Source organism: Streptomyces sp. NPDC058985 (assembly GCF_042740985.1).
In the GTDB taxonomy this organism is placed as follows: domain Bacteria; phylum Actinomycetota; class Actinomycetes; order Streptomycetales; family Streptomycetaceae; genus Streptomyces.
Genome location: NZ_JBHYJX010000007.1, coordinates 13,624 through 31,188, shown reverse-complemented (window position 1 = coordinate 31,188; position 17,565 = coordinate 13,624). Strand labels below are relative to the sequence as shown.

General features: G+C 71.1%; 16 protein-coding genes. 4 read left to right on the top strand and 12 right to left on the bottom strand.

Annotated features, from left to right (window positions below; translation table 11 throughout):
• Positions 1-99: 99 nt before the first annotated feature.
• A complete protein-coding gene (locus ACFW01_RS08190) occupies positions 100-1,290 on the bottom strand; it encodes an adenosine deaminase (RefSeq protein WP_384502651.1) in 1,191 nt (396 codons plus the stop codon).
• 157 nt (positions 1,291-1,447) lie between these two features.
• Here ACFW01_RS08190 and ACFW01_RS08185 point away from each other — a divergent pair, with 157 nt between their 5' ends.
• Complete coding sequence (locus ACFW01_RS08185; protein WP_234955156.1) at positions 1,448-2,209, top strand: alpha/beta fold hydrolase; 762 nt, start codon at positions 1,448-1,450, stop codon at positions 2,207-2,209.
• Between the two features lie 24 nt (positions 2,210-2,233).
• Here the strand turns inward: ACFW01_RS08185 and ACFW01_RS08180 are convergent, their stop codons facing one another.
• Positions 2,234-3,187: a LysR family transcriptional regulator gene (locus ACFW01_RS08180; RefSeq protein ID WP_234955157.1), complete on the bottom strand. Its 954-nt coding sequence runs from the start codon at positions 3,185-3,187 to the stop codon at positions 2,234-2,236.
• 63 nt (positions 3,188-3,250) lie between these two features.
• On the opposite strand from ACFW01_RS08180, the gene ACFW01_RS08175 reads away from it, so the two are divergent.
• Together ACFW01_RS08175 and ACFW01_RS08170 are read left to right on the top strand one after the other, a co-directional pair.
• On the top strand, positions 3,251-4,534 hold the full coding sequence (locus ACFW01_RS08175) for an MFS transporter (protein ID WP_234955158.1): 1,284 nt from the start codon (positions 3,251-3,253) through the stop codon (positions 4,532-4,534).
• 164 nt (positions 4,535-4,698) lie between these two features.
• The gene (locus ACFW01_RS08170; protein WP_234955159.1) at positions 4,699-5,703 is read left to right on the top strand and encodes a sigma-70 family RNA polymerase sigma factor; all 1,005 of its coding nucleotides are present in this window, start codon (positions 4,699-4,701) and stop codon (positions 5,701-5,703) included.
• Here the strand turns inward: ACFW01_RS08170 and ACFW01_RS08165 are convergent.
• Positions 5,596-5,982, bottom strand: coding sequence for an STAS domain-containing protein (locus tag ACFW01_RS08165; protein WP_384502650.1), 387 nt, complete (start codon positions 5,980-5,982; stop codon positions 5,596-5,598). The two genes, ACFW01_RS08170 and ACFW01_RS08165, sit on opposite strands and share 108 nt — an antisense overlap.
• 129 nt (positions 5,983-6,111) lie before the next feature.
• Here ACFW01_RS08165 and ACFW01_RS08160 point away from each other — a divergent pair, with 129 nt between their 5' ends.
• Positions 6,112-7,032 (top strand): AEC family transporter, encoded by a 921-nt coding sequence (locus ACFW01_RS08160; protein ID WP_384502649.1) that lies wholly within the window; start codon positions 6,112-6,114, stop codon positions 7,030-7,032.
• Positions 7,033-7,038: 6 nt separating this feature from the next.
• Here ACFW01_RS08160 and ACFW01_RS08155 read toward each other — a convergent pair whose 3' ends face one another.
• The 9 genes from ACFW01_RS08155 to ACFW01_RS08115 form a co-directional block, all read right to left on the bottom strand.
• A complete protein-coding gene (locus ACFW01_RS08155; RefSeq protein ID WP_234955162.1) occupies positions 7,039-7,623 on the bottom strand; it encodes a Uma2 family endonuclease in 585 nt (194 codons plus the stop codon).
• Positions 7,624-7,720: 97 nt separating this feature from the next.
• The gene (locus ACFW01_RS08150) at positions 7,721-9,004 is read right to left on the bottom strand and encodes a thymidine phosphorylase (RefSeq protein WP_384502648.1); all 1,284 of its coding nucleotides are present in this window, start codon (positions 9,002-9,004) and stop codon (positions 7,721-7,723) included.
• Between the two features lie 29 nt (positions 9,005-9,033).
• Positions 9,034-9,426 (bottom strand): cytidine deaminase, encoded by a 393-nt coding sequence (locus ACFW01_RS08145; protein ID WP_125493310.1) that lies wholly within the window; start codon positions 9,424-9,426, stop codon positions 9,034-9,036.
• Positions 9,423-10,688 (bottom strand): ABC transporter permease, encoded by a 1,266-nt coding sequence (locus tag ACFW01_RS08140; protein WP_384502647.1) that lies wholly within the window; start codon positions 10,686-10,688, stop codon positions 9,423-9,425. The genes ACFW01_RS08145 and ACFW01_RS08140 overlap by 4 nt, the downstream gene beginning before the upstream one ends.
• Entirely contained in the window at positions 10,685-11,809 is a 1,125-nt protein-coding gene (locus ACFW01_RS08135) for an ABC transporter permease (protein ID WP_234955166.1), read from the bottom strand. The genes ACFW01_RS08140 and ACFW01_RS08135 overlap by 4 nt, the downstream gene beginning before the upstream one ends.
• Complete coding sequence (locus ACFW01_RS08130; protein ID WP_234955434.1) at positions 11,809-13,425, bottom strand: ABC transporter ATP-binding protein; 1,617 nt, start codon at positions 13,423-13,425, stop codon at positions 11,809-11,811. Before ACFW01_RS08130 ends, ACFW01_RS08135 begins: the two co-directional genes overlap by 1 nt.
• A 232-nt stretch (positions 13,426-13,657) precedes the next feature.
• Positions 13,658-14,704: a BMP family ABC transporter substrate-binding protein gene (locus ACFW01_RS08125; protein ID WP_234955168.1), complete on the bottom strand. Its 1,047-nt coding sequence runs from the start codon at positions 14,702-14,704 to the stop codon at positions 13,658-13,660.
• Between the two features lie 282 nt (positions 14,705-14,986).
• The gene (locus ACFW01_RS08120) at positions 14,987-16,027 is read right to left on the bottom strand and encodes a BMP family ABC transporter substrate-binding protein (protein ID WP_234955170.1); all 1,041 of its coding nucleotides are present in this window, start codon (positions 16,025-16,027) and stop codon (positions 14,987-14,989) included.
• Between the two features lie 204 nt (positions 16,028-16,231).
• Positions 16,232-17,470: a M20 family metallopeptidase gene (locus ACFW01_RS08115; RefSeq protein WP_384502757.1), complete on the bottom strand. Its 1,239-nt coding sequence runs from the start codon at positions 17,468-17,470 to the stop codon at positions 16,232-16,234.
• Between the last annotated feature and the right edge of the window lie 95 nt (positions 17,471-17,565).

The following is a 17,565-nucleotide window of genomic DNA, read 5'->3' as shown; positions in this document are numbered from 1 at the left end:
TGCTCGACCGTAAACACGCCCCGCCCCGCGCGGCAAACATCGAAATGCGGACGGATTGTGAACGCCGGTCCGCTGTCCCGTATTACCGTGCGGTCCCGTTCAGCCCTCGCCCTCCGAAGAGTCGCTGGTCGAAGCGGTCTGCTGGAACAGCCATTCGGACTTCAGCTCGGCATATCCGGGTTTGATGACGTCATTGATCATGGCCAGTCGTTCATCGAAAGGAATGAACGCTGATTTCATCGCATTGACGGAGAACCACTGCATGTCGTCGAGCGTGTAACCGAAGGCGTCGACCAGGTGCTCGAATTCCCGGCTCATACTGGTGTGGGACATCAGCCGGTTGTCGGTGTTGACGGTGGCGCGGAAGTGCAGCCGGCGCAGCAGTCCGATGGGGTGTCCGGCGTAGGAGTCCGCGGCGCCGGTCTGGAGGTTGGAGCTGGGGCACAGCTCCAGGGGGATCCGCTTGTCGCGGACGTAGGAGGCGAGCCGTCCGAGCTTGACCGTGCCGTCCTCGTGCACCTGGATGTCGTCGATGATGCGCACCCCGTGCCCGAGCCGGTCGGCGCCGCACCACTGGAGGGCCTGCCAGATGGACGGCAGCCCGAAGGCCTCGCCGGCGTGGATGGTGAAGTGGTTGTTCTCGCGCTTGAGGTACTCGAAGGCGTCCAGGTGCCGGGTGGGCGGGTAGCCGGCCTCGGCGCCGGCGATGTCGAATCCGACGACGCCCAGGTCGCGGTAGCGGTTGGCGAGTTCGGCGATCTCCAGGGAGCGGGCGGCGTGCCGCATCGCGGTGAGCAGGGCGCCGACGCGGATGCGGTGGCCGTTCTCCCGGGCGCGCCGCTCGCCCTCCCGGAAGCCCTCGTTGACGGCCTCGACGACCTCTTCCAGGGTGAGCCCGCCCTCCAGGTGCTGCTCGGGGGCGTACCGCACCTCGGCGTAGACGACGCCGTCCTCGGCGAGGTCCTCGGCGCACTCGGCGGCGACCCGGACCAGGGCGTCGCGGGTCTGCATGACGCCGACGGTGTGCGAGAAGGTCTCCAGGTACCGCTCCAGCGACCCGGAGCCGGCGGCTTGCCGGAACCAGGTGCCGAGCAGGTCGGGGTCGGTCTCGGGCAGGCCCGCGTACCCGGTCTCCCGGGCGAGGTCGACGACCGTACCGGGACGCAGCCCGCCGTCGAGATGGTCGTGCAGCAGAACCTTCGGCGCCCGGCGGATCCGGTCCGGAGTCGGCGCCTTCCCTGCCTTCGCCGCGTTCCCCGCGGCGCTCTTCGCGGTGTTCTGGCTCGTCATTTCCGCACTCTAACTCCTACGCGCGTAGAGCGCCGGGCGAACGCACGAGGACGTGAATGCGGGGGGAACGAGGCGCCCCGGTGTACAGCTCCGTCGATATGTAACGGTGATTGCACGGACAGGTGGCGTACACCCGGTCTTCTGAGAATGTTCTGCCATGGCACAGCAAGCGACGCCGGTCCGACAGGCCCGGCTGGGGCGGACGCTCGGCCCGGAGGGGACGGCGGTGAGCGGAGTGGTGCTGCTGCTCCCCGGCGGCGACGAGGTGTCCGGCCGCAGACCCTCTCCGCTGCTGGCGGCCGCGTCCGTACGGGCGTTGGGGCGCCGGGTGGCGCGGGCGGGGCGGGGCGAGGGGCTGGCCGCGCACGTCGTGCACTACCGCTACCGCGGCTGGAACGGCACCGAGGCGCACCTCGCCCGGGACGCCGACTGGGCCGCCGACGAGGCGGTACGGCGCTACGGCGACGTGCCCGTCTGCCTGGCCGGTATCGGCATGGGCGGCCGGGCGGCGCTGCGTGCGGCGGGGCACGAGGCCGTCAACTCGGTGCTGGCGATCGCCCCTTGGCTGCCGGAGGAGGACGTGGCCGCACCGCCCGAACCGGTGAAGCAGCTGGCCGGCCGGCAGGTGCTGATCGTGCACGGCACGAACGACGAACGCAGCGACCCCGAGCTGTCGTTCCGGCTGGCCTCGCGGGCGAAGAAGGCCAACCGCGCGGTGTGCCGGTTCGAAGTGCACTCCGACGGCCACGGGCTGCGTCAGTACCGGGAGGAAGTCGCCGCGCTGGCCGAGGACTTCGTGATGGGCGTTCTCTTCGGGCAGCCCTTCTCGCGGCCGGTGGAGGACGCGCTGGCCGCGCCGCCGCCGCTGGGGCTGCGGATGCCGCTGGCGGTGGGGTTCGGCAAGTCCTTACGCCGGTAGGGACCGGACGGGGCGGGCCCCGGGTCAGGACGGCAGCAGGCTCCCCCTCCTGGAGAGCAGGAACCTCTTGAACGCGGCCACGGGCGGGGTGTCCGCGCGGCCCGCCAGCCAGGCGACGCCGATCTCCCGGGCCGCGCGCGGGGCGGTGACCGTCAACTCGACCACACCGGGGCGGGGAACGGCGGGCGGCGGCAGCAGGGCGACGCCGAGCCCGGCGGCGACCAGGCCGCGCAGCGTCTCCGCCTCCTCGCCCTCGAAGGCGACCTTGGGGCGGAAACCGGCCTCCACGCACAGGGCGTCGGTGATGCGGCGCAGGCCGTAGCCGGGCTCCAGGGTCACGAAGTTCTCGTCGGCCGCCTCGGCGAGGCGGATGCGCCTGCGGGCGGCCAGGGTGTGGTCGGCCGGGACGACCAGGCGCAGCTTCTGCTCGTCGAGGCGGCGGGCGACGAGGTCGGGGGCGTCCGGGACCGGAGAGGTCAGGCAGAGGTCGAGTTCCCCGGCGCGCAGGCGCTCCAGCATGGCCTCGCCGTAGTTCTGGACGAGGCTGAAGCGGACCCGGGGGTGGTCGGCGCGGAAGGCGTGCAGCAGGCCGGGGACGGTCTCGGCGCCCATGGTGTGCAGGAAGCCGAAGGCGACCTTGCCGGTGGCCGGGTCGGCGTCCGCGCGGACCTCCTCGGCGGCGCGCTCGACCTCGGCGAGGGCGCGTTCGACGGAGCCGAGGAAGGTCCGTCCGGCGACGGTCAGCGCGAGGGTGCGGCCGTGGCGGACGAAGAGGTCGACGCCCAGGTCGGCTTCGAGGCGGACCAGGGCGCGGGAGAGGGTCGACTGGGGGACGTTCATCTCCTGCGCGGCCCGGGTCACGTGCTCGGTGCGGGCGACGCCGGCGAAGTGCGCGAGGCGGGGCGCGAGCAGCGCGACGATGTCTTCTGTGTCACCGGACCGTGACAGCCGCGCCTGTGAGCTTTGCTGATGCACCATGGGAACGATTATGCCCATTCCATGCATTGGACGGATGAGTCACGGGCTCCGTACGGTCACGGTATGACTCCCGCCGATACCGGGGCGTCCACCACCGTGGGCGCCGCATCCGCAGTCTCCGTCCCCGACACCTCCGACGCGCGCATGGCCCCGGGCGGGCCCGGCTACCGCCGGATGAGCCTCGCCCTCTTCCTCGCGGGCGTCGCGACCTTCGCGCTGCTGTACTCCACGCAGGCGCTGCTGCCGCTGATCTCCGGCGACATGGGCGTCACGGCGAGCGACGCGAGCTGGACGGTGGCCGCCGCGACCGGTGGTCTGGCGGTGTTCGTGCTGCCGATGAGCGCGCTCTCGGAGCGTTTCGGGCGGCGTACGGTCATGACGGCGTCGCTGGCGGTCGCGGTGACCGTCGGGCTGCTGGTCCCCTTCGCCCCCTCGCTGCCGGCGCTGGTCGCGCTGCGCGCGGTGCAGGGCGCGGCGCTGGCGGGGCTGCCGGCCTCGGCGACGGCGTACCTCGCGGAGGAGGTCACGCCGCGGGCGCTGGTCACCGCGATCGGTCTGTTCGTCGCGGGCAACAGCGTCGGCGGGATGAGCGGCCGGGTGATCACCGGCTGGGTGGCCCAGGAGTGGGGCTGGCGGGTCGCCGTCGGCGTGATCGGCGTCGTGGCGGTGGCGTGCGCGGTCGCCTTCCGGCTGCTGCTCCCGGCGCCGAAGCACTTCAGGCCGGGCTCGCTGCGCCCGCGCGTCCTGGTCCGCACGGTCCGCGACCACCTCGCCAACCCTTTGCTGCGGCGCCTGTACGCGATCGGCGCGCTGTTCATGACGGTCTTCGGCGGCGTCTACACGGTGATCGGCTACCGGCTGGCGGAGGCGCCGTTCTCCCTCCCGCAGGGTCTCATCGGCTCGATCTTCCTGGTCTACCTGGTCGGCACGGTCTCGGCCTCGACGGCGGGCCGCCTGGTCGGCCGCCTCGGCCGGCGCGGGGCGCTGTACCTGGGCGGCGGCACGACGGCGGCGGGCCTGCTGCTCTCCCTCGCCCCCTCCCTGCCCCTGGTCCTGCTGGGCCTGGTGCTGATCACGGCGGGCTTCTTCGCCGGCCACGCGGTGGCCTCCTCGGCGGTCGGCAAGACCGCCCAGCACGGCCGCGCCCAGGCCTCGGCCCTGTACCAGTCCGCCTACTACGTGGGCTCCAGCGCGGGCAGCACGGTGGGCGCGGTCGCCTTCCACGCGGGCGGCTGGACCGGCACGGTCGGCATCGGCCTGCTGGCGGTCCTGGGCGTCGTGGCGATCACGGTGACGGGCTCGGTGGCGGCACGGCGCGGCGCGGGGCCGGTCGCGGCGGGCGCCTGAGGGTCTCGGGGGCCGGGGCGGAACAGGTCGGGGCCGGACGGGAGGGACCGCCTCGACCTGCGGTTTCATTCGCTGCACAGGCCATTGTCAGTCCCCTGCGGTAGCTTCCGAAGTGCGGGGCGCGAAGACGCGCACGACGGGACGGCCACAGGGGTGGGTGGACGATGACCAACGGCACCATGACGACGGAGCTGGACTCCGCGCTGGAGAAGCACCGGACCGAGCTGACCGGGTACTGCTACCGGATGCTCGGCTCCTCCTTCGAGGCCGAGGACGCGGTGCAGGACACCCTGGTCCGCGCCTGGCGCAGCTATGACAAGTTCGAAGGACGCTCCAGTCTCCGCTCCTGGCTCTACCGGATCGCGACCAACGTCTGCCTGGACATGCTGACCGCGGGCAACAAGCGGGCCCGCCCGATGGACCTGACGGAGTCCACGCCGCTCGCCCAGGCCGCCCTCTCCCCCCGCCCGGACCACACCTGGCTGGAGCCGATGCCCGACGCCCGCGTGCTGCCCTCGACCGCCGACCCGGCCGAGGCCGCGGTCGCCAAGGAGTCCGTGCGGCTCGCCTTCATGGCCGCCCTCCAGCAGCTGCCGCCCAAGCAGCGGGCGGTGCTGATCCTGCGCGAGGTGCTGGCGTGGAAGGCGAGCGAGGTCGCCGAGCTGCTCGGCACCTCGGTCCCGTCGGTCAACAGCGCCCTGCAGCGCGCCCGCGCCACCCTCGCCGACCGGGCGGACCGCGGGGACGGCGCGGCCGTCTCCGACCCGCTCGACGAGGAGCAGCAGAAGCTCCTGGAGCGGTACGTCGCCGCCTTCGAGGGCTATGACATGACGGCGCTGACGGCGCTGCTGCACGAGGACGCGGTCATGACGATGCCGCCGTTCGACCTCTGGCTGGCCGGTCCCGAGGACATCACCGGCTTCATGACGACGCTCGGCGCGGCCTGCGCGGATTCCCGGCTGGTGCGGGTGGAGGCCAACGGACTGCCCGCCTTCGCGCACTACAAGCCGGACCCCGAGGCGGGCGGGTACACGCCGTGGGCGGTCCAGGTGCTGGAGATCTCAGACGGCCGGATCACCGGGTTCCACTGCTTCCTCGACACGAAGCGGTGGTTCCCGCTGTTCGACCTGCCCCTCCGTCTCGAAGCGGAGGCCGACCAGGTCCAGTAGCGCGTGCAGAGCGGGGTCGGGGTCCCGCAGCCGTATCCGGCCCCCCGCCCGCCGGGCGGTGAGTTCCAGGCGGGCCAGCAGGTCCACGACCGCCAGCCCCGGCGGTCCGAGCCCCCCGACGTCGCAGACGACCACCCCGGCGCGGGTGGCTTCCAGCAGCGCGCGCGCCTCGTCGCAGAGCCGGGGTGTCTCCCCTCGGGAGACGGGCCCCGGCAGCACGAGCACGGCGGGTGTCACGGCGTCCACGAGCGGTAGACCCGGCACGCGCCCCGAACTCATCGGTGTCCGCGGGCAGAGATCACATTGACCTGCGCATGCCCTCCGCCGGAGGGTTTGCTGTATGCCCCATGCATCGCCCTGCCCCGCCGTGCCGCCGGACGTCCCCGTCCTCGCCGAGGAGGCGTCGCCGTGCAGGGGGTGCTGACCGGGTTCGCGGTCATCGCGGTCGTCATCGCCGTCGGCTATGTACTGGGGCTGCGCGGCCACCTGGGGCCGCAGGGGCGTGAGGTGCTGACCAAGCTGGCCTTCCACGTGGCGTCCCCCGCCCTGCTGTTCACCACCCTCGCGACGGCCGACCTGTCGGTGGTCTTCTCCAGCCGGCTCCTGGTGACGGCGCTGTCCACGGTGGCGGTGGCCGGGGCCTTCGTCGCGGTGGGCGCCGTACGCGGCTGGGGCGTGGGCCGGACCACGGTCGGCGCGCTCTGTTCCGGCTACGTCAACTCCGGCAACCTCGGCATCCCGATCGCCGTGTACGTGCTGGGCGACGCCTCTCTGGTGGCGCCGGTGCTGCTGTTCCAGCTGGTGCTGGTGACACCGGTGGCGGTGACGATCCTGGACCTGTCCGGCGGGGGCGCTCGGGGCCCTCTCTGGCGGCGGCTGCTGACTCCGCTGCGCAACCCGATCGCGCTGGGCTCCCTCGCCGGTGTCGCGGTCGCCGCGACCGGGCTGCGGGTGCCGGACGCGGTGATGGACCCGGTGACCCTGATCGGCAACATGTCCGTCCCGGCGGTGCTGCTGGCCTTCGGCATCTCCTTGTGCGGCTCCACGATGCCGCTGCGGGGCGTGGAACGGCGGCCGGTGCTGCTCGCGGTCGCGCTGAAGACGGTGGGCCAGCCCGCGGTGGCCTGGGCACTGGCGTCGGGGGTGTTCGGGCTGCGGGGTGCCCAACTCCTGGACGTGGTGGTGACGTCGGCACTGCCCGCCGCGCAGAACCTCTACACGTACGCGTCGACGTACGGGGTCGGCGAGCGCCTGGCCCGGGACGCGATCCTGGTGTCGACGGTGGTGTCCGTGCCGGTGCTGGTGGGGGTGGCGGCGGTGCTGGGTTGACGAGCCTCAGCTTGCGGGGAAGGCGCCGGTGTCGATCTCCAGGCCAAAGGGGTCCGGCAGGGTCAACTTCTCTCCGTACTCCACCGACGCCAGGACGCGATAGGTGCCGTCCTCAGGTACTCCGTACAGCGTGACCGTCGGGCATCCGCTGTGCCAGGGGTCCAGAAGAAGGTAGAGGGGGACACCGGCCCGGGCATATCCCCTGACCTTCTTGATCCGATCGTGATTGGCGTTGCTGCGCGAGGTGACTTCGACGACCAATTCCGCCTCACTCGCATGCACTCTCCTGCCCTGCCGCAACGCCACTCTGGGCACCACGCACAGATCGGGCTGAAAAACACCGGCAGTCTCCGGGACCCCCAGACCCAAAGTCTGGTAGATGCCACAGCCCTCGGGGACAGCGGTGTAGAGGCTGAGTTGAAGCAGTTCGGCGGTGTCGTTGTGCGCTTCGGACGGCGGAGGCGCCACGGTGACGATCCCTTCAATGATCTCCACCTTGCTGCCCTCCGGAGCGTCCGTCTCCTCCAGGACACGGACGACCTCGTCCCAGCCCGCCCCTCCAGGGGTCGGCTCGGCACTGAGTGCGCTCATGGCGGTGTCTCCAATCGATGCGTCACCGATCCCAGCATGCCGAACGGGACCGGCACTGGTCTACCGGTCCCGTTCACCCGAATGGGGAATTCGCAGGTCAGGCGATACGTTCCAGCACCACCGGCGACGCCGTGAACTCCGCGCCTGCCGGGGCGACGTCGTAGGAGCCCTCGATCGCCGCGAGGGCGTACTCGAAGCGGTCCGGGGTGTCGGTGTGGAGGGTGAGGAGCGGCTGGCCGGCCGCGACCGTGTCGCCGGGCTTCGCGTGCAGCTCGACGCCCGCGGCGGCCTGCACCGGGTCCTCCTTGCGGGCGCGGCCCGCGCCGAGGCGCCAGGCGGCGACGCCGACGTCGTAGGCGTCGAGGCGGGTCAGGACGCCGGAGGCACCCGCCTTCACCACGTGCTGCTCCTTCGACGTGGGCAGGGCCGCGTCCGGGTCGCCGCCCTGGGCCGCGATCATGCGCCGCCAGACGTCCATCGCGGAGCCGTCGGCCAGCGCCTTCGCCGGGTCGGCGTCCGGCAGGCCCGCCGCGGCCAGCATCTCGCGGGCCAGGGCGAGGGTCAGCTCGACCACGTCGGCGGGGCCGCCGCCGGCCAGCACCTCGACCGACTCGCGGACCTCCAGGGCGTTGCCCGCGGTGAGGCCGAGCGGGGTCGCCATGTCGGTGAGCAGCGCGACCGTCTTCACGCCGTGGTCCGTGCCGAGGCCGACCATGGTGGAGGCCAGTTCACGGGCGTCGTCCAGCGTCTTCATGAAGGCGCCCGAGCCCACCTTGACGTCCAGGACCAGGGAGCCGGTGCCCTCGGCGATCTTCTTGGACATGATGGAGGAGGCGATGAGCGGGATCGCCTCCACCGTGCCGGTGACATCGCGCAGGGCGTACAGCTTCTTGTCGGCGGGTGCGAGGCCGTCACCCGCCGCGCAGATCACCGCGCCGGTGGTGTCCAGGACGTGCAGCATCTCCTCGTTGGAGAGCAGCGCGCGCCAGCCCGGGATGGACTCCAGCTTGTCCAGGGTGCCTCCGGTGTGGCCGAGGCCGCGGCCGGAGAGCTGCGGGACGGCCGCTCCGCACGCCGCCACCAGGGGCGCGAGCGGCAGCGTGATCTTGTCGCCGACGCCGCCCGTGGAGTGCTTGTCCGCGGTGGGACGGGACAGGGACGAGAACTCCATCCGCTCGCCGGAGGCGATCATCGCGGCCGTCCAGCGGGCGATCTCGCCGCGGTTCATGCCGTTGAGCAGGATCGCCATCGCCAGCGACGACATCTGCTCGTCGGCCACCTCGCCGCGCGTGTAGGCGTCGATGACCCAGTCGATCTGCTCGCCGCTGAGTTCGCCGCGGTCCCGCTTGGTGCGGATGACGGAGATGACGTCCATGCCCATGTATGGCTTTCCTAACGGGATTGCGGGAGTTACTTGGTGAGGTGGTCCGGGCCGAAGGCCTGCGGGAGCATCTGCGCGAGGGGGACGATCCCCGCCGGGGTGTCCAGGAGCAGCTCCGGGCCGCCGAACTCGTGCAGCAGCTGGCGGCAGCGGCCGCACGGGACGAGGACCGCGCCCTCGCCGTCGACGCAGACGAAATGCGTCAGGCGGCCGCCGCCGGTCAGCCGGAGCTGGGAGACGAGCCCGCACTCGGCGCACAGGGAGATGCCGTAGCTGGCGTTCTCCACGTTGCAGCCGGTCACCGTGCGGCCGTCGTCGACCAGGGCGGCGGCGCCGACGGCGTACCCGGAGTAGGGGGCGTACGCCCGGGACATCGCGTCCCGGGCGGCCGCGCGCAGTCCGTCCCAGTCGACGGCCGTCACTTGCCCTGTCCCTTCCGGTACGACCTGCCGTTCGCCCTGGGCATCCGCAGCCGCTGGGCGGAGAGCGCGAGGACGACGAGGGTGACGACGTACGGCGTGGCGGAGACGACCTGGTTGGGAACGTCGTCGGTACCGGCGTACCAGGCGAAGACCAGGGCGCCGACGAGCACCGTGATCCCGGCCTTGACGTACTTCTTGCGGATCGCGAGCCAGATGGCGCCGGCCACCAGCAGCAGCGCGCCGAGCAGCAGCAGGGCGTGCACGTTGGCGGAGCCGCCGCGCAGGTTGAGGCTGTCGGTGTAGCCGAACAGCCCGGCACCGAGGGCGAGTCCGCCCGGCATCCAGTTGCCGAAGATCATCGCCGCGAGGCCGATGTAGCCGCGGCCGCTGGTCTGGCCCTCCAGGTAGAAGGGGTTGGCCACGATGGAGAGGAAGACGCCGCCGAGGCCGGCCAGGCCGCCGGAGATGATCACGGCGAGGTACTTGTACTTGTAGACGTTGACGCCGAGCGACTCGGCCGCGACCGGGTTCTCGCCGCAGGAGCGCAGGCGCAGGCCGAACGGGGTGCGCCACAGGATGTACCAGGTGGCGGGGACCAGCGCGACGGCGATCAGGGTGAGCCAGGAGACGTTCGTGACCAGACCGCCGAGCAGGCCCGCGATGTCCGAGATCAGGAACCAGTGCTGGTCGTTCAGGCTCACCAGCCCGTCGGAGAGGCCAGGCACCGTGAAGTGGCCGAGGGATTCGACCGGCGGCGACTGCTTGGCCGAGCCGCCCTGGTGGCCCTCGAAGGCCAGCGGGGCCAGGTAGCGGGTGGCGCCGAGGGCGAGGATGTTGATGGCCACGCCGGAGACGATGTGGTTGACGTTGAAGGTGATCGTCACGATGGCGTGCAGCAGGCCGCCGAGCGCGCCGCCGACGATGCCGACGAGGATGCCGGTCCACGGGCCCCACTGGAAGCCGGCCCAGGCACCAAACCAGGTGCCGAGGATCATCATGCCTTCGAGGCCGATGTTGATCACGCCCGCGCGCTCGGCCCACAGGCCGCCGAGACCGGCGAGGCCGATCGGCACGGCGAGCTGGAGCGCGGTGGACATCTGGCTGACGTTGGTGATGCCGTTGGCACCGGTGATGAGGCGGACGATGGAGGTCAGCGCCAGGGCGCCGGCGATAACCAGCATCAGGACCCCCAGCGAGATCCGGCGGCCGGCCGGCGCCCCGTGCTCCAGCGTGGGCTGGTTGAGGTCGGTTGCGGTGGTCATCGGCCAGCCACCTCCTTCTTGGTGTTGTCGGTGGCGCCGAGGACGTGTCCGGCGGCCAGCTCGGCGCCGACCCGGCGCTGCTGGCGGCGCAGACCCCACTCGCGGACGGCCTCGTAGGAGACGACGACCGAGAGGACGATCAGGCCCTGCATGATGACCGCGATCTCCTTGTCGTAGCCGTGGAAGTCCAGTTCGGGCGAGGCCTTGTCGAGCCAGGCCCACAGCAGGGCGGCGAAGGCGATGCCGACCGGGCTGTTGCGGCCGAGCAGGGCGATGCCGATGCCGAGGAAGCCGATGCCGGTGGGGAAGTTGAGGCTGTAGGTGTGGGTGTCGCCGAGGAGGATCGGCAGGCCCGCGAGACCGGCGAGGCCGCCGGAGAGGAGCATCGCGGTGAGCACCATGCGCTTGGGGTCGACGCCGCTGGCCGCCGCGGCGGACTCGGAGGCGCCGGAGGCGCGCAGGTCGAAGCCGAAGCGGGTGCGGTTGAGGGTGATCCAGTAGCCGATGCCGAGCAGCACGGCCAGGACGACCAGGCCGTAGACCTCGCCGGCCGCGCCCATGTCGATGCCGGGGATCCAGCCGGACTCGTGCATCTCGCCGGTGGTGCTGTTGTTGCCGATCTTGACGCCGAAGACGTCCGGCTTCCACATGTAGACGATGAGCGAGGTGGCGATCGCGTTGAGCATGATCGTCGCGACCACCTCGCTGACGCCGCGGGTGACCTTGAGGACACCGGCGATGCCGGACCAGAAGGCGCCGGTGAGGACGGCGGTCAGGAGCAGCAGCGGGACCTGGAGGAAGGCCGGCAGGTTCGCGTGGGCGCCGACCACGGCGGCCATGAAGGCGGCGAGCTGGTACTGGCCGTCGACGCCGATGTTGAACAGGTTCATCCGGAAGCCGATGGCGACCGCCAGGGCGGCGATGTAGTACATCGACGCCTGGTTGATGATCAGGACCTGGATGTCGGAGAATCCGGCCTGCTCGAACATCAGGGCAAACGGTTCGACCGGGTTCTTGCCCGAGGCGATCAGGACGATCGCGCTGAGCACGAAGGCCACGGCGAGCGCGATGACCGGCCCGGCCACCGCGAGGAGCACGCGCTCCTTGTCGAACTTCTTCATCAGCGGGCCTCGTCTTCCGGAGCCTCGGGGGACGGGGACTGGGGAGACTTGCGGATCTCGGGGGTCTCGTCGGTCGCGTCGGTGGTACCGGTCGCGTCGGTCGCGTCGTGTTCCAGGTGGCCGCTCGCGGCGCCGGTCATCGCCGACCCCAGCTCCTCGGGTGTGATGGAGGCCGGGTCGGCGTCCGCGACGAGCCGGCCGTCGTAGATCACCCGGAGCGTGTCGGACAGGCCGATCAGCTCGTCCAGGTCGGCGGAGATCAGCAGGACGGCGAGGCCCTCGCGGCGGGCCTCCCGGATGTGGTCCCAGATCGCGGCCTGCGCGCCGACGTCCACACCGCGGGTGGGGTGGGCGGCGATCAGGAAGCGCGGCTTGTGGCTCATCTCGCGGCCGACGATCAGCTTCTGCTGGTTGCCGCCGGAGAGCGAGGCGGCGGTGACCTCGATGCCGGGGGTACGGACGTCGTACGTCTCGACGATGCGGCGGGTGTCCTCCTGGGAGCCCTTCGGGTCCAGCCAGACGCCCTTGCTGTTGGGCTTCTCGGTGACGTGGCCGAGGATGCGGTTCTCCCAGAGTGGCGCTTCCAGGAGCAGGCCGTGGCGGTGGCGGTCCTCGGGGATGTAGCCGACGCCCTGCTCGCGGCGCTTGCGGGTGGGCAGCGCGGTGATGTCCTCGTCGAGGAAGCGGATGGAGCCGGAGTCGGCGTGGCGCAGGCCGATGAGCGCGTCGACCAGCTCGGTCTGGCCGTTGCCCTCGACACCGGCGATGCCCAGCACTTCACCGGCGTGGATGGTGAAGGAGATGTCGTCCAGCAGGGCCTTGCCGCCGGGCGCGGCCAGGCGCAGCGTGTCGACGGTGAGGACCGCGCGGTCGGTGACCGTGGACTCCGCCGTCTCCGGGGTGGGCAGTTCGCTGCCGACCATCAGCTCGGCGAGCTGGCGCGGGGTGGTCTCGGCGGGGACGGCGGTGCCGACCGTGGTGCCCCGGCGGATGACGGTGATCTCGTCGGCGACCGACAGGACCTCGCCCAGCTTGTGGGAGATGAAGATGACGGACAGGCCCTCGGCCTTCAGCCCGCGCAGGTTGTCGAAGAGGGCGTCGACCTCCTGCGGCACGAGCACGGCGGTCGGCTCGTCCAGGATCAGCGTGCGGGCGCCGCGGTAGAGGACCTTGAGGATCTCCACGCGCTGCCGGGCCGCGACGCCCAGCTCCTCGACCAGGAGGTCGGGCTTGACGCCGAGGCCGTACCGCTCGGAGATCTCCTTGATCTTCCGGCGGGCCTTGGCGCCGATGCCGTACAGCTTCTCGCTGCCGAGGACCACGTTCTCCAGGACCGTGAGGTTGTCGGCGAGCATGAAGTGCTGGTGGACCATGCCGATGCCGCGGGCGATGGCGTCGGCGGGCGAGGAGAAGGCGGCCTTCTCGCCGTCGACCGCGATGGTGCCCTCGTCCGGCTTCTGCATGCCGTAGAGGATCTTCATCAGCGTCGACTTGCCGGCGCCGTTCTCGCCGACGAGGGCGTGCACGGTGCCCTTGTGGACGGTGAGGTGGATGTCGTGATTGGCCACGACGCCGGGGAATCGCTTGGTGATCCCGGCGAGTTCGACGGCGGTCACCGGTTCGCTGACCGCCGCTTCGGCCGGAGGGCTGCTGGACGCGTTGATGGCGCACACTCCTGGGGACGGGGGCCGTCTACGCGCGTAGCGCCCCTACGGCATCTAAAAGCGGCGGCACATCGACACGACGGGGTACGAGGAGAGCCGGAGGCTCCCTCCCCGTACCCCGCCGAGCGGTGCGACCGGCGCGGTTACACGCTGTTCGAGGTATTGCTGGTCAGCTGCTCGGTGCTCAGCTGCTCTTGACCTTGATCTCGCCGCTGATGATCTTCTCCTTGGCCGTCTTGATGGCTGCCTGGAGCTCGGCGTCGTCCGCGAACTTCGGGTTGGAGTCCGAGAGACCGACCTCGCCGGACTTCAGATCGCCCCGAACGATACCGGTCTCCGGCTTGCCGTCCTCGACGGACTTCGCGAGGTTGTATACGGCCTTGGCGACGTCCTTGGTGGCCGAAGTCAGGATGTAGTCCTTGTACTTCGCGAGGGCTTCCTGCTTGTACTGGTCGGAGTCGACGCCGATCGCCCAGATCTTGTTGGCGGCGGCGGCCTCGATCACGCCCTGGCCGGAGAGACCGGCGGCCGCGTAGACCACGTCGGCCTTCTTCTCTATCTGGCCCTCGGCGGCGGTCTTGCCCTTGTCGGGGCTGGAGAAGCCGCCCTCCTCCGCGGTCTGCGTGAGGTACTGGGAGAGGACCTTGACCTTCGGGTCGGTGTCCTTGACGCCCTGCTCGAAGCCGGCCTGGAACTTGTGGATCAGCGGGATGTCCACGCCGCCCACGAAGCCGACCGTGTCGGTCTTGGTGCTCTTGGCCGCGGCGACACCGGCGAGGTAGGAGGCCTGCTCCTCGTTGAAGACCAGGTCCGCCACGTTCTTCGACTCGATCGTGGCGTCGTCCACGATGCCGAAGGTGGTGTCCGGGTACTTCTCGGCGGCGTTCTTGATCGCGGCGGCGTACGCGTAGCCGACACCGATGACCGGGTTGTGGCCCTGCTTGGCCAGGGAGACCAGGCGCTGCTCCTTGTCGGCGTTGGTCTCGCCGTCGGTGGGCTCGATGTCGGCCGTCTCGTAGCCGAACTCCTTCTTCGCCTGCTCCAGACCGGCGTACGCGGCGTCGTTGAAGGACTGGTCGCCCTTGCCGCCGACGTCGTAGGCGATGGCGAGGCCCTTGTCGCCCTCGGAGTCCGACCCGGAGGAGGTCGAGGTGCCGCCGCAGGCGGAGAGCGCGAGGGCCAGGGAGGCGGTCGCTGCGCCTGCGACCGTGATCCGGGAAATCCGGCGCATGTCTGGTGCTCCTGTCGTACAAGCGCCGGGGACGGTTCGGCTGCGGCGCTGGGTTTCGCCGCAGATTAACGCGCGTAGACCTGCCTGAAAACCCCTTCTGTCCACCTTGTTATCCGCCCGTGAGCTAGGCGGCCCGGACGGGGGCGCGAGGCTTGCCGGACGCAAACGGAGGGTGGCGGAGGGTGACGCGGCGGGCGGAGCCGGGAGCGCGTCCGGGGCATGCCGAAGCGGGCGGGCGCCCGGGGCGCCCGCCCGCTTCGGGACGTGCCGTGCCGGCCCCCGCTACTCGGTCTTCACCTTGATCGAGCCGCTGGTGATGCCCTCCTTGGCCTTGGCCACGGCGTCCTGCGCGCCCGGGACCTCGGCGAACTTCGGGTTGCTGTCGGACAGGCCCACCCCGTCCGACTTCAGGTCGAAGGTGTGGGTGCCGGCCAGCGGCTTGTCGTCCTCGACGGACTCGGCCAGGGCGAAGACCGCCCCGTCGATGTCCTTGAGGGCGGAGGTCAGGATGGAGTCCTTGTAGGCCGCGAGGGCCTCCTGCTCGTACTGGTCCGAGTCGACGCCGATCGCCCAGACCTTCGCCTTGGCGGCCGCCTCGATCACGCCCTGCCCGGACAGCCCGGCCGCCTGGTAGACGACGTCGGCCTTCTTCTCGATCTGGCCCTCGGCCGCCGCGCGGCCCTTGTCCGGGCTGGAGAAGCCGCCCTCCTCGGCGGTCTGCGTCAGGTACTGCGAGACGACCTTGATCTTCGGGTCGGTGTCCTGGACCCCCTGCTTGTAGCCGGCCTCGAACTTGTGGATCAGCGGGATGTCCACGCCGCCCACGAAACCGACCGTCTTGGTCTTGGTGGCCTTGGCGGCGGCGACACCGGCGAGGTAGGACGCCTCGTTCTCGGCGAAGACGAGGGACGCCACGTTCTTGCCCTCGACCACCGAGTCGACGATGCCGAAGGTGGTGTCCGGGTACTTCGAGGCGACCGCCTTCATCGCCGGGCCGTAGGCGAAGCCGACGCCGATGACGGGGTTGTAGCCCTGCTTGGCCAGGGAGGTCAGACGCTGTTCCTTGTCGGCGTCCGTCTCACCGTCGGTGGGCTCGATGTCGGCCGTCTCGTAGCCGAACTCCTTCTTCGCCCGCTCCAGACCGGCGTACGCGGCGTCGTTGAAGGACTGGTCGCCCTTGCCGCCGATGTCGTACGCGATGGCGAGGCCCTTGTCGTCCTTGCCGTCGCCACTGTCGCTGCTTGTGCCTCCGCAGGCCGTGGCGGCGAGTGCGAGCGACGCGGCCCCCACCGCGACGCGGGTGAGTCTCGATATCCGACGCATCTGAAGTTCCCCATTCTCCAAAGCCCCGCAGCGGGCGCTCGGTTCGGCGCAGATTAACGCGCGTAGAAACTCCTGGGAACGGGGTTCCGCATGGCCGTTACCCATTCGTGCCGCTGGCCGGTTACGACCTTGTGAACGACCGCGTCAGGCTGCCCCCGGCCCGCCGCGGCCGCAACCGCGACGGGCTCGGCGGACGGGTGCCGCTCAGTTGACGGCGTCGATGAGCGCCGCCGCGGTGAACATCTCCACGCCGACGGTGATGGCGTACTCGTCCACGTCGAAGTCGCCCTGGTGCAGGTCGCGGACGGTCCGCTCGCCGGGCGGGCGGACGCCGAGGCGGGCCATGGCGCCGGGCACCTGCTCCAGGTACCAGGAGAAGTCCTCGCCGCCGAGGCTCTGCTCGGTGCTCTCCACGGAGTCCGTGCCGAGCCGGGCGATCATGGCGGTCTGGAGGAGTTCGACGCTGGTCACCTCGTTGACGACCGGCGGCACGCCCCGGACGTAGGTGATCTCGGACTTCGCCCGGTACAGGTTGGCGATCTCGTCGATGGCGCCCACCACCAGGTCGGGGGCCTGGCGCCAGGCGTCGAGGTCGAGGCAGCGGACCGTCCCGGCGAGTTCGGCGTGCTGCGGGATGACGTTCGGGGCGTGGCCGGACTCGACCCGGCCCCAGGTCAGGGCGAGACCGCTGCGGCTGTCCACGCGCCGGGCGACGAGCGAGGGCACGTCGGTGACCACCCGTGCGGCGGCGGTGACCAGGTCGGTGGTCAGGTGCGGGCGGGCGGTGTGGCCGCCGGGTCCGTTGAGGGCGATCTCCAGCCGGTCGCAGGCGGAGGTGATCGGCCCCACCCGCAGTCCGATCCGCCCGGCGTCCACCCGGGGGTCGCAGTGCACGGCCAGGATCCGGCGCACCCCGTCGAGCGCGCCGCCCTCGATCGCGTCGGCCGCACCGCCGGGCAGCACCTCCTCGGCGGGCTGGAAGACCAGCCGCACGGGCCGGGGCAGCAGCCCCCGCTCGTGCAGCGCGGCGAGGACCAGTCCGGTGCCGAGGACGACGGTGGTGTGCACGTCGTGGCCGCAGGCGTGGGCGCGGTCCGGCACCCGCGAGTGGTACGGGCAGTCGCTCTTGGTGTCCGGGATGGGCAGGGCGTCGATGTCGGCCCGCAGGGCGAGCATGCGCGGCCCGCCCGCCCACTGCCCCGAGTCGGTGTTGGTGCCGATGTCGCAGACGAGCCCGGTTCCGACCGGAAGCACGCGCGGCTTGAGGCCGGCTCGTTCGAGCCGTTCCTTGATCGCGGCGGTGGTGCGGAACTCCTGGTTGCCCAGCTCGGGGTGCATGTGCAGGTCGCGGCGGAAGGCCACGAGTTCTGCGCGCAACGCCTCCGGCAACGTACCGGGAAGTTGCGCTTCCCCTGACGGATCGGCCTCGGTCTCACGGGACATCAGTTGCTTCACCCTCTGAAGGGTAGGACGCCGGGGTGGTCAACTGTCCCGCGATCAACAAAATTTCAGCCCGCTGGGCGAAGAAAGTTGGCCGC

What these genes read in the sequence shown, in the direction of transcription:
- ACFW01_RS08190 (WP_384502651.1), bottom strand. Translation starts at nt 1,290, where the DNA reads ATGACGAGCCAGAACACCGCGAAGAGCGCCGCGGGGAACGCGGCGAAG.
- ACFW01_RS08185 (WP_234955156.1), top strand. Translation starts at nt 1,448, where the DNA reads ATGGCACAGCAAGCGACGCCGGTCCGACAGGCCCGGCTGGGGCGGACG.
- ACFW01_RS08180 (WP_234955157.1), bottom strand. Translation starts at nt 3,187, where the DNA reads ATGGTGCATCAGCAAAGCTCACAGGCGCGGCTGTCACGGTCCGGTGAC.
- ACFW01_RS08175 (WP_234955158.1), top strand. Translation starts at nt 3,251, where the DNA reads ATGACTCCCGCCGATACCGGGGCGTCCACCACCGTGGGCGCCGCATCC.
- ACFW01_RS08170 (WP_234955159.1), top strand. Translation starts at nt 4,699, where the DNA reads ATGACCAACGGCACCATGACGACGGAGCTGGACTCCGCGCTGGAGAAG.
- ACFW01_RS08165 (WP_384502650.1), bottom strand. Translation starts at nt 5,982, where the DNA reads ATGAGTTCGGGGCGCGTGCCGGGTCTACCGCTCGTGGACGCCGTGACA.
- ACFW01_RS08155 (WP_234955162.1), bottom strand. Translation starts at nt 7,623, where the DNA reads ATGAGCGCACTCAGTGCCGAGCCGACCCCTGGAGGGGCGGGCTGGGAC.
- ACFW01_RS08150 (WP_384502648.1), bottom strand. Translation starts at nt 9,004, where the DNA reads ATGGGCATGGACGTCATCTCCGTCATCCGCACCAAGCGGGACCGCGGC.
- ACFW01_RS08140 (WP_384502647.1), bottom strand. Translation starts at nt 10,688, where the DNA reads ATGACCACCGCAACCGACCTCAACCAGCCCACGCTGGAGCACGGGGCG.
- ACFW01_RS08135 (WP_234955166.1), bottom strand. Translation starts at nt 11,809, where the DNA reads ATGAAGAAGTTCGACAAGGAGCGCGTGCTCCTCGCGGTGGCCGGGCCG.
- ACFW01_RS08125 (WP_234955168.1), bottom strand. Translation starts at nt 14,704, where the DNA reads ATGCGCCGGATTTCCCGGATCACGGTCGCAGGCGCAGCGACCGCCTCC.
- ACFW01_RS08120 (WP_234955170.1), bottom strand. Translation starts at nt 16,027, where the DNA reads ATGCGTCGGATATCGAGACTCACCCGCGTCGCGGTGGGGGCCGCGTCG.
- ACFW01_RS08115 (WP_384502757.1), bottom strand. Translation starts at nt 17,470, where the DNA reads ATGTCCCGTGAGACCGAGGCCGATCCGTCAGGGGAAGCGCAACTTCCC.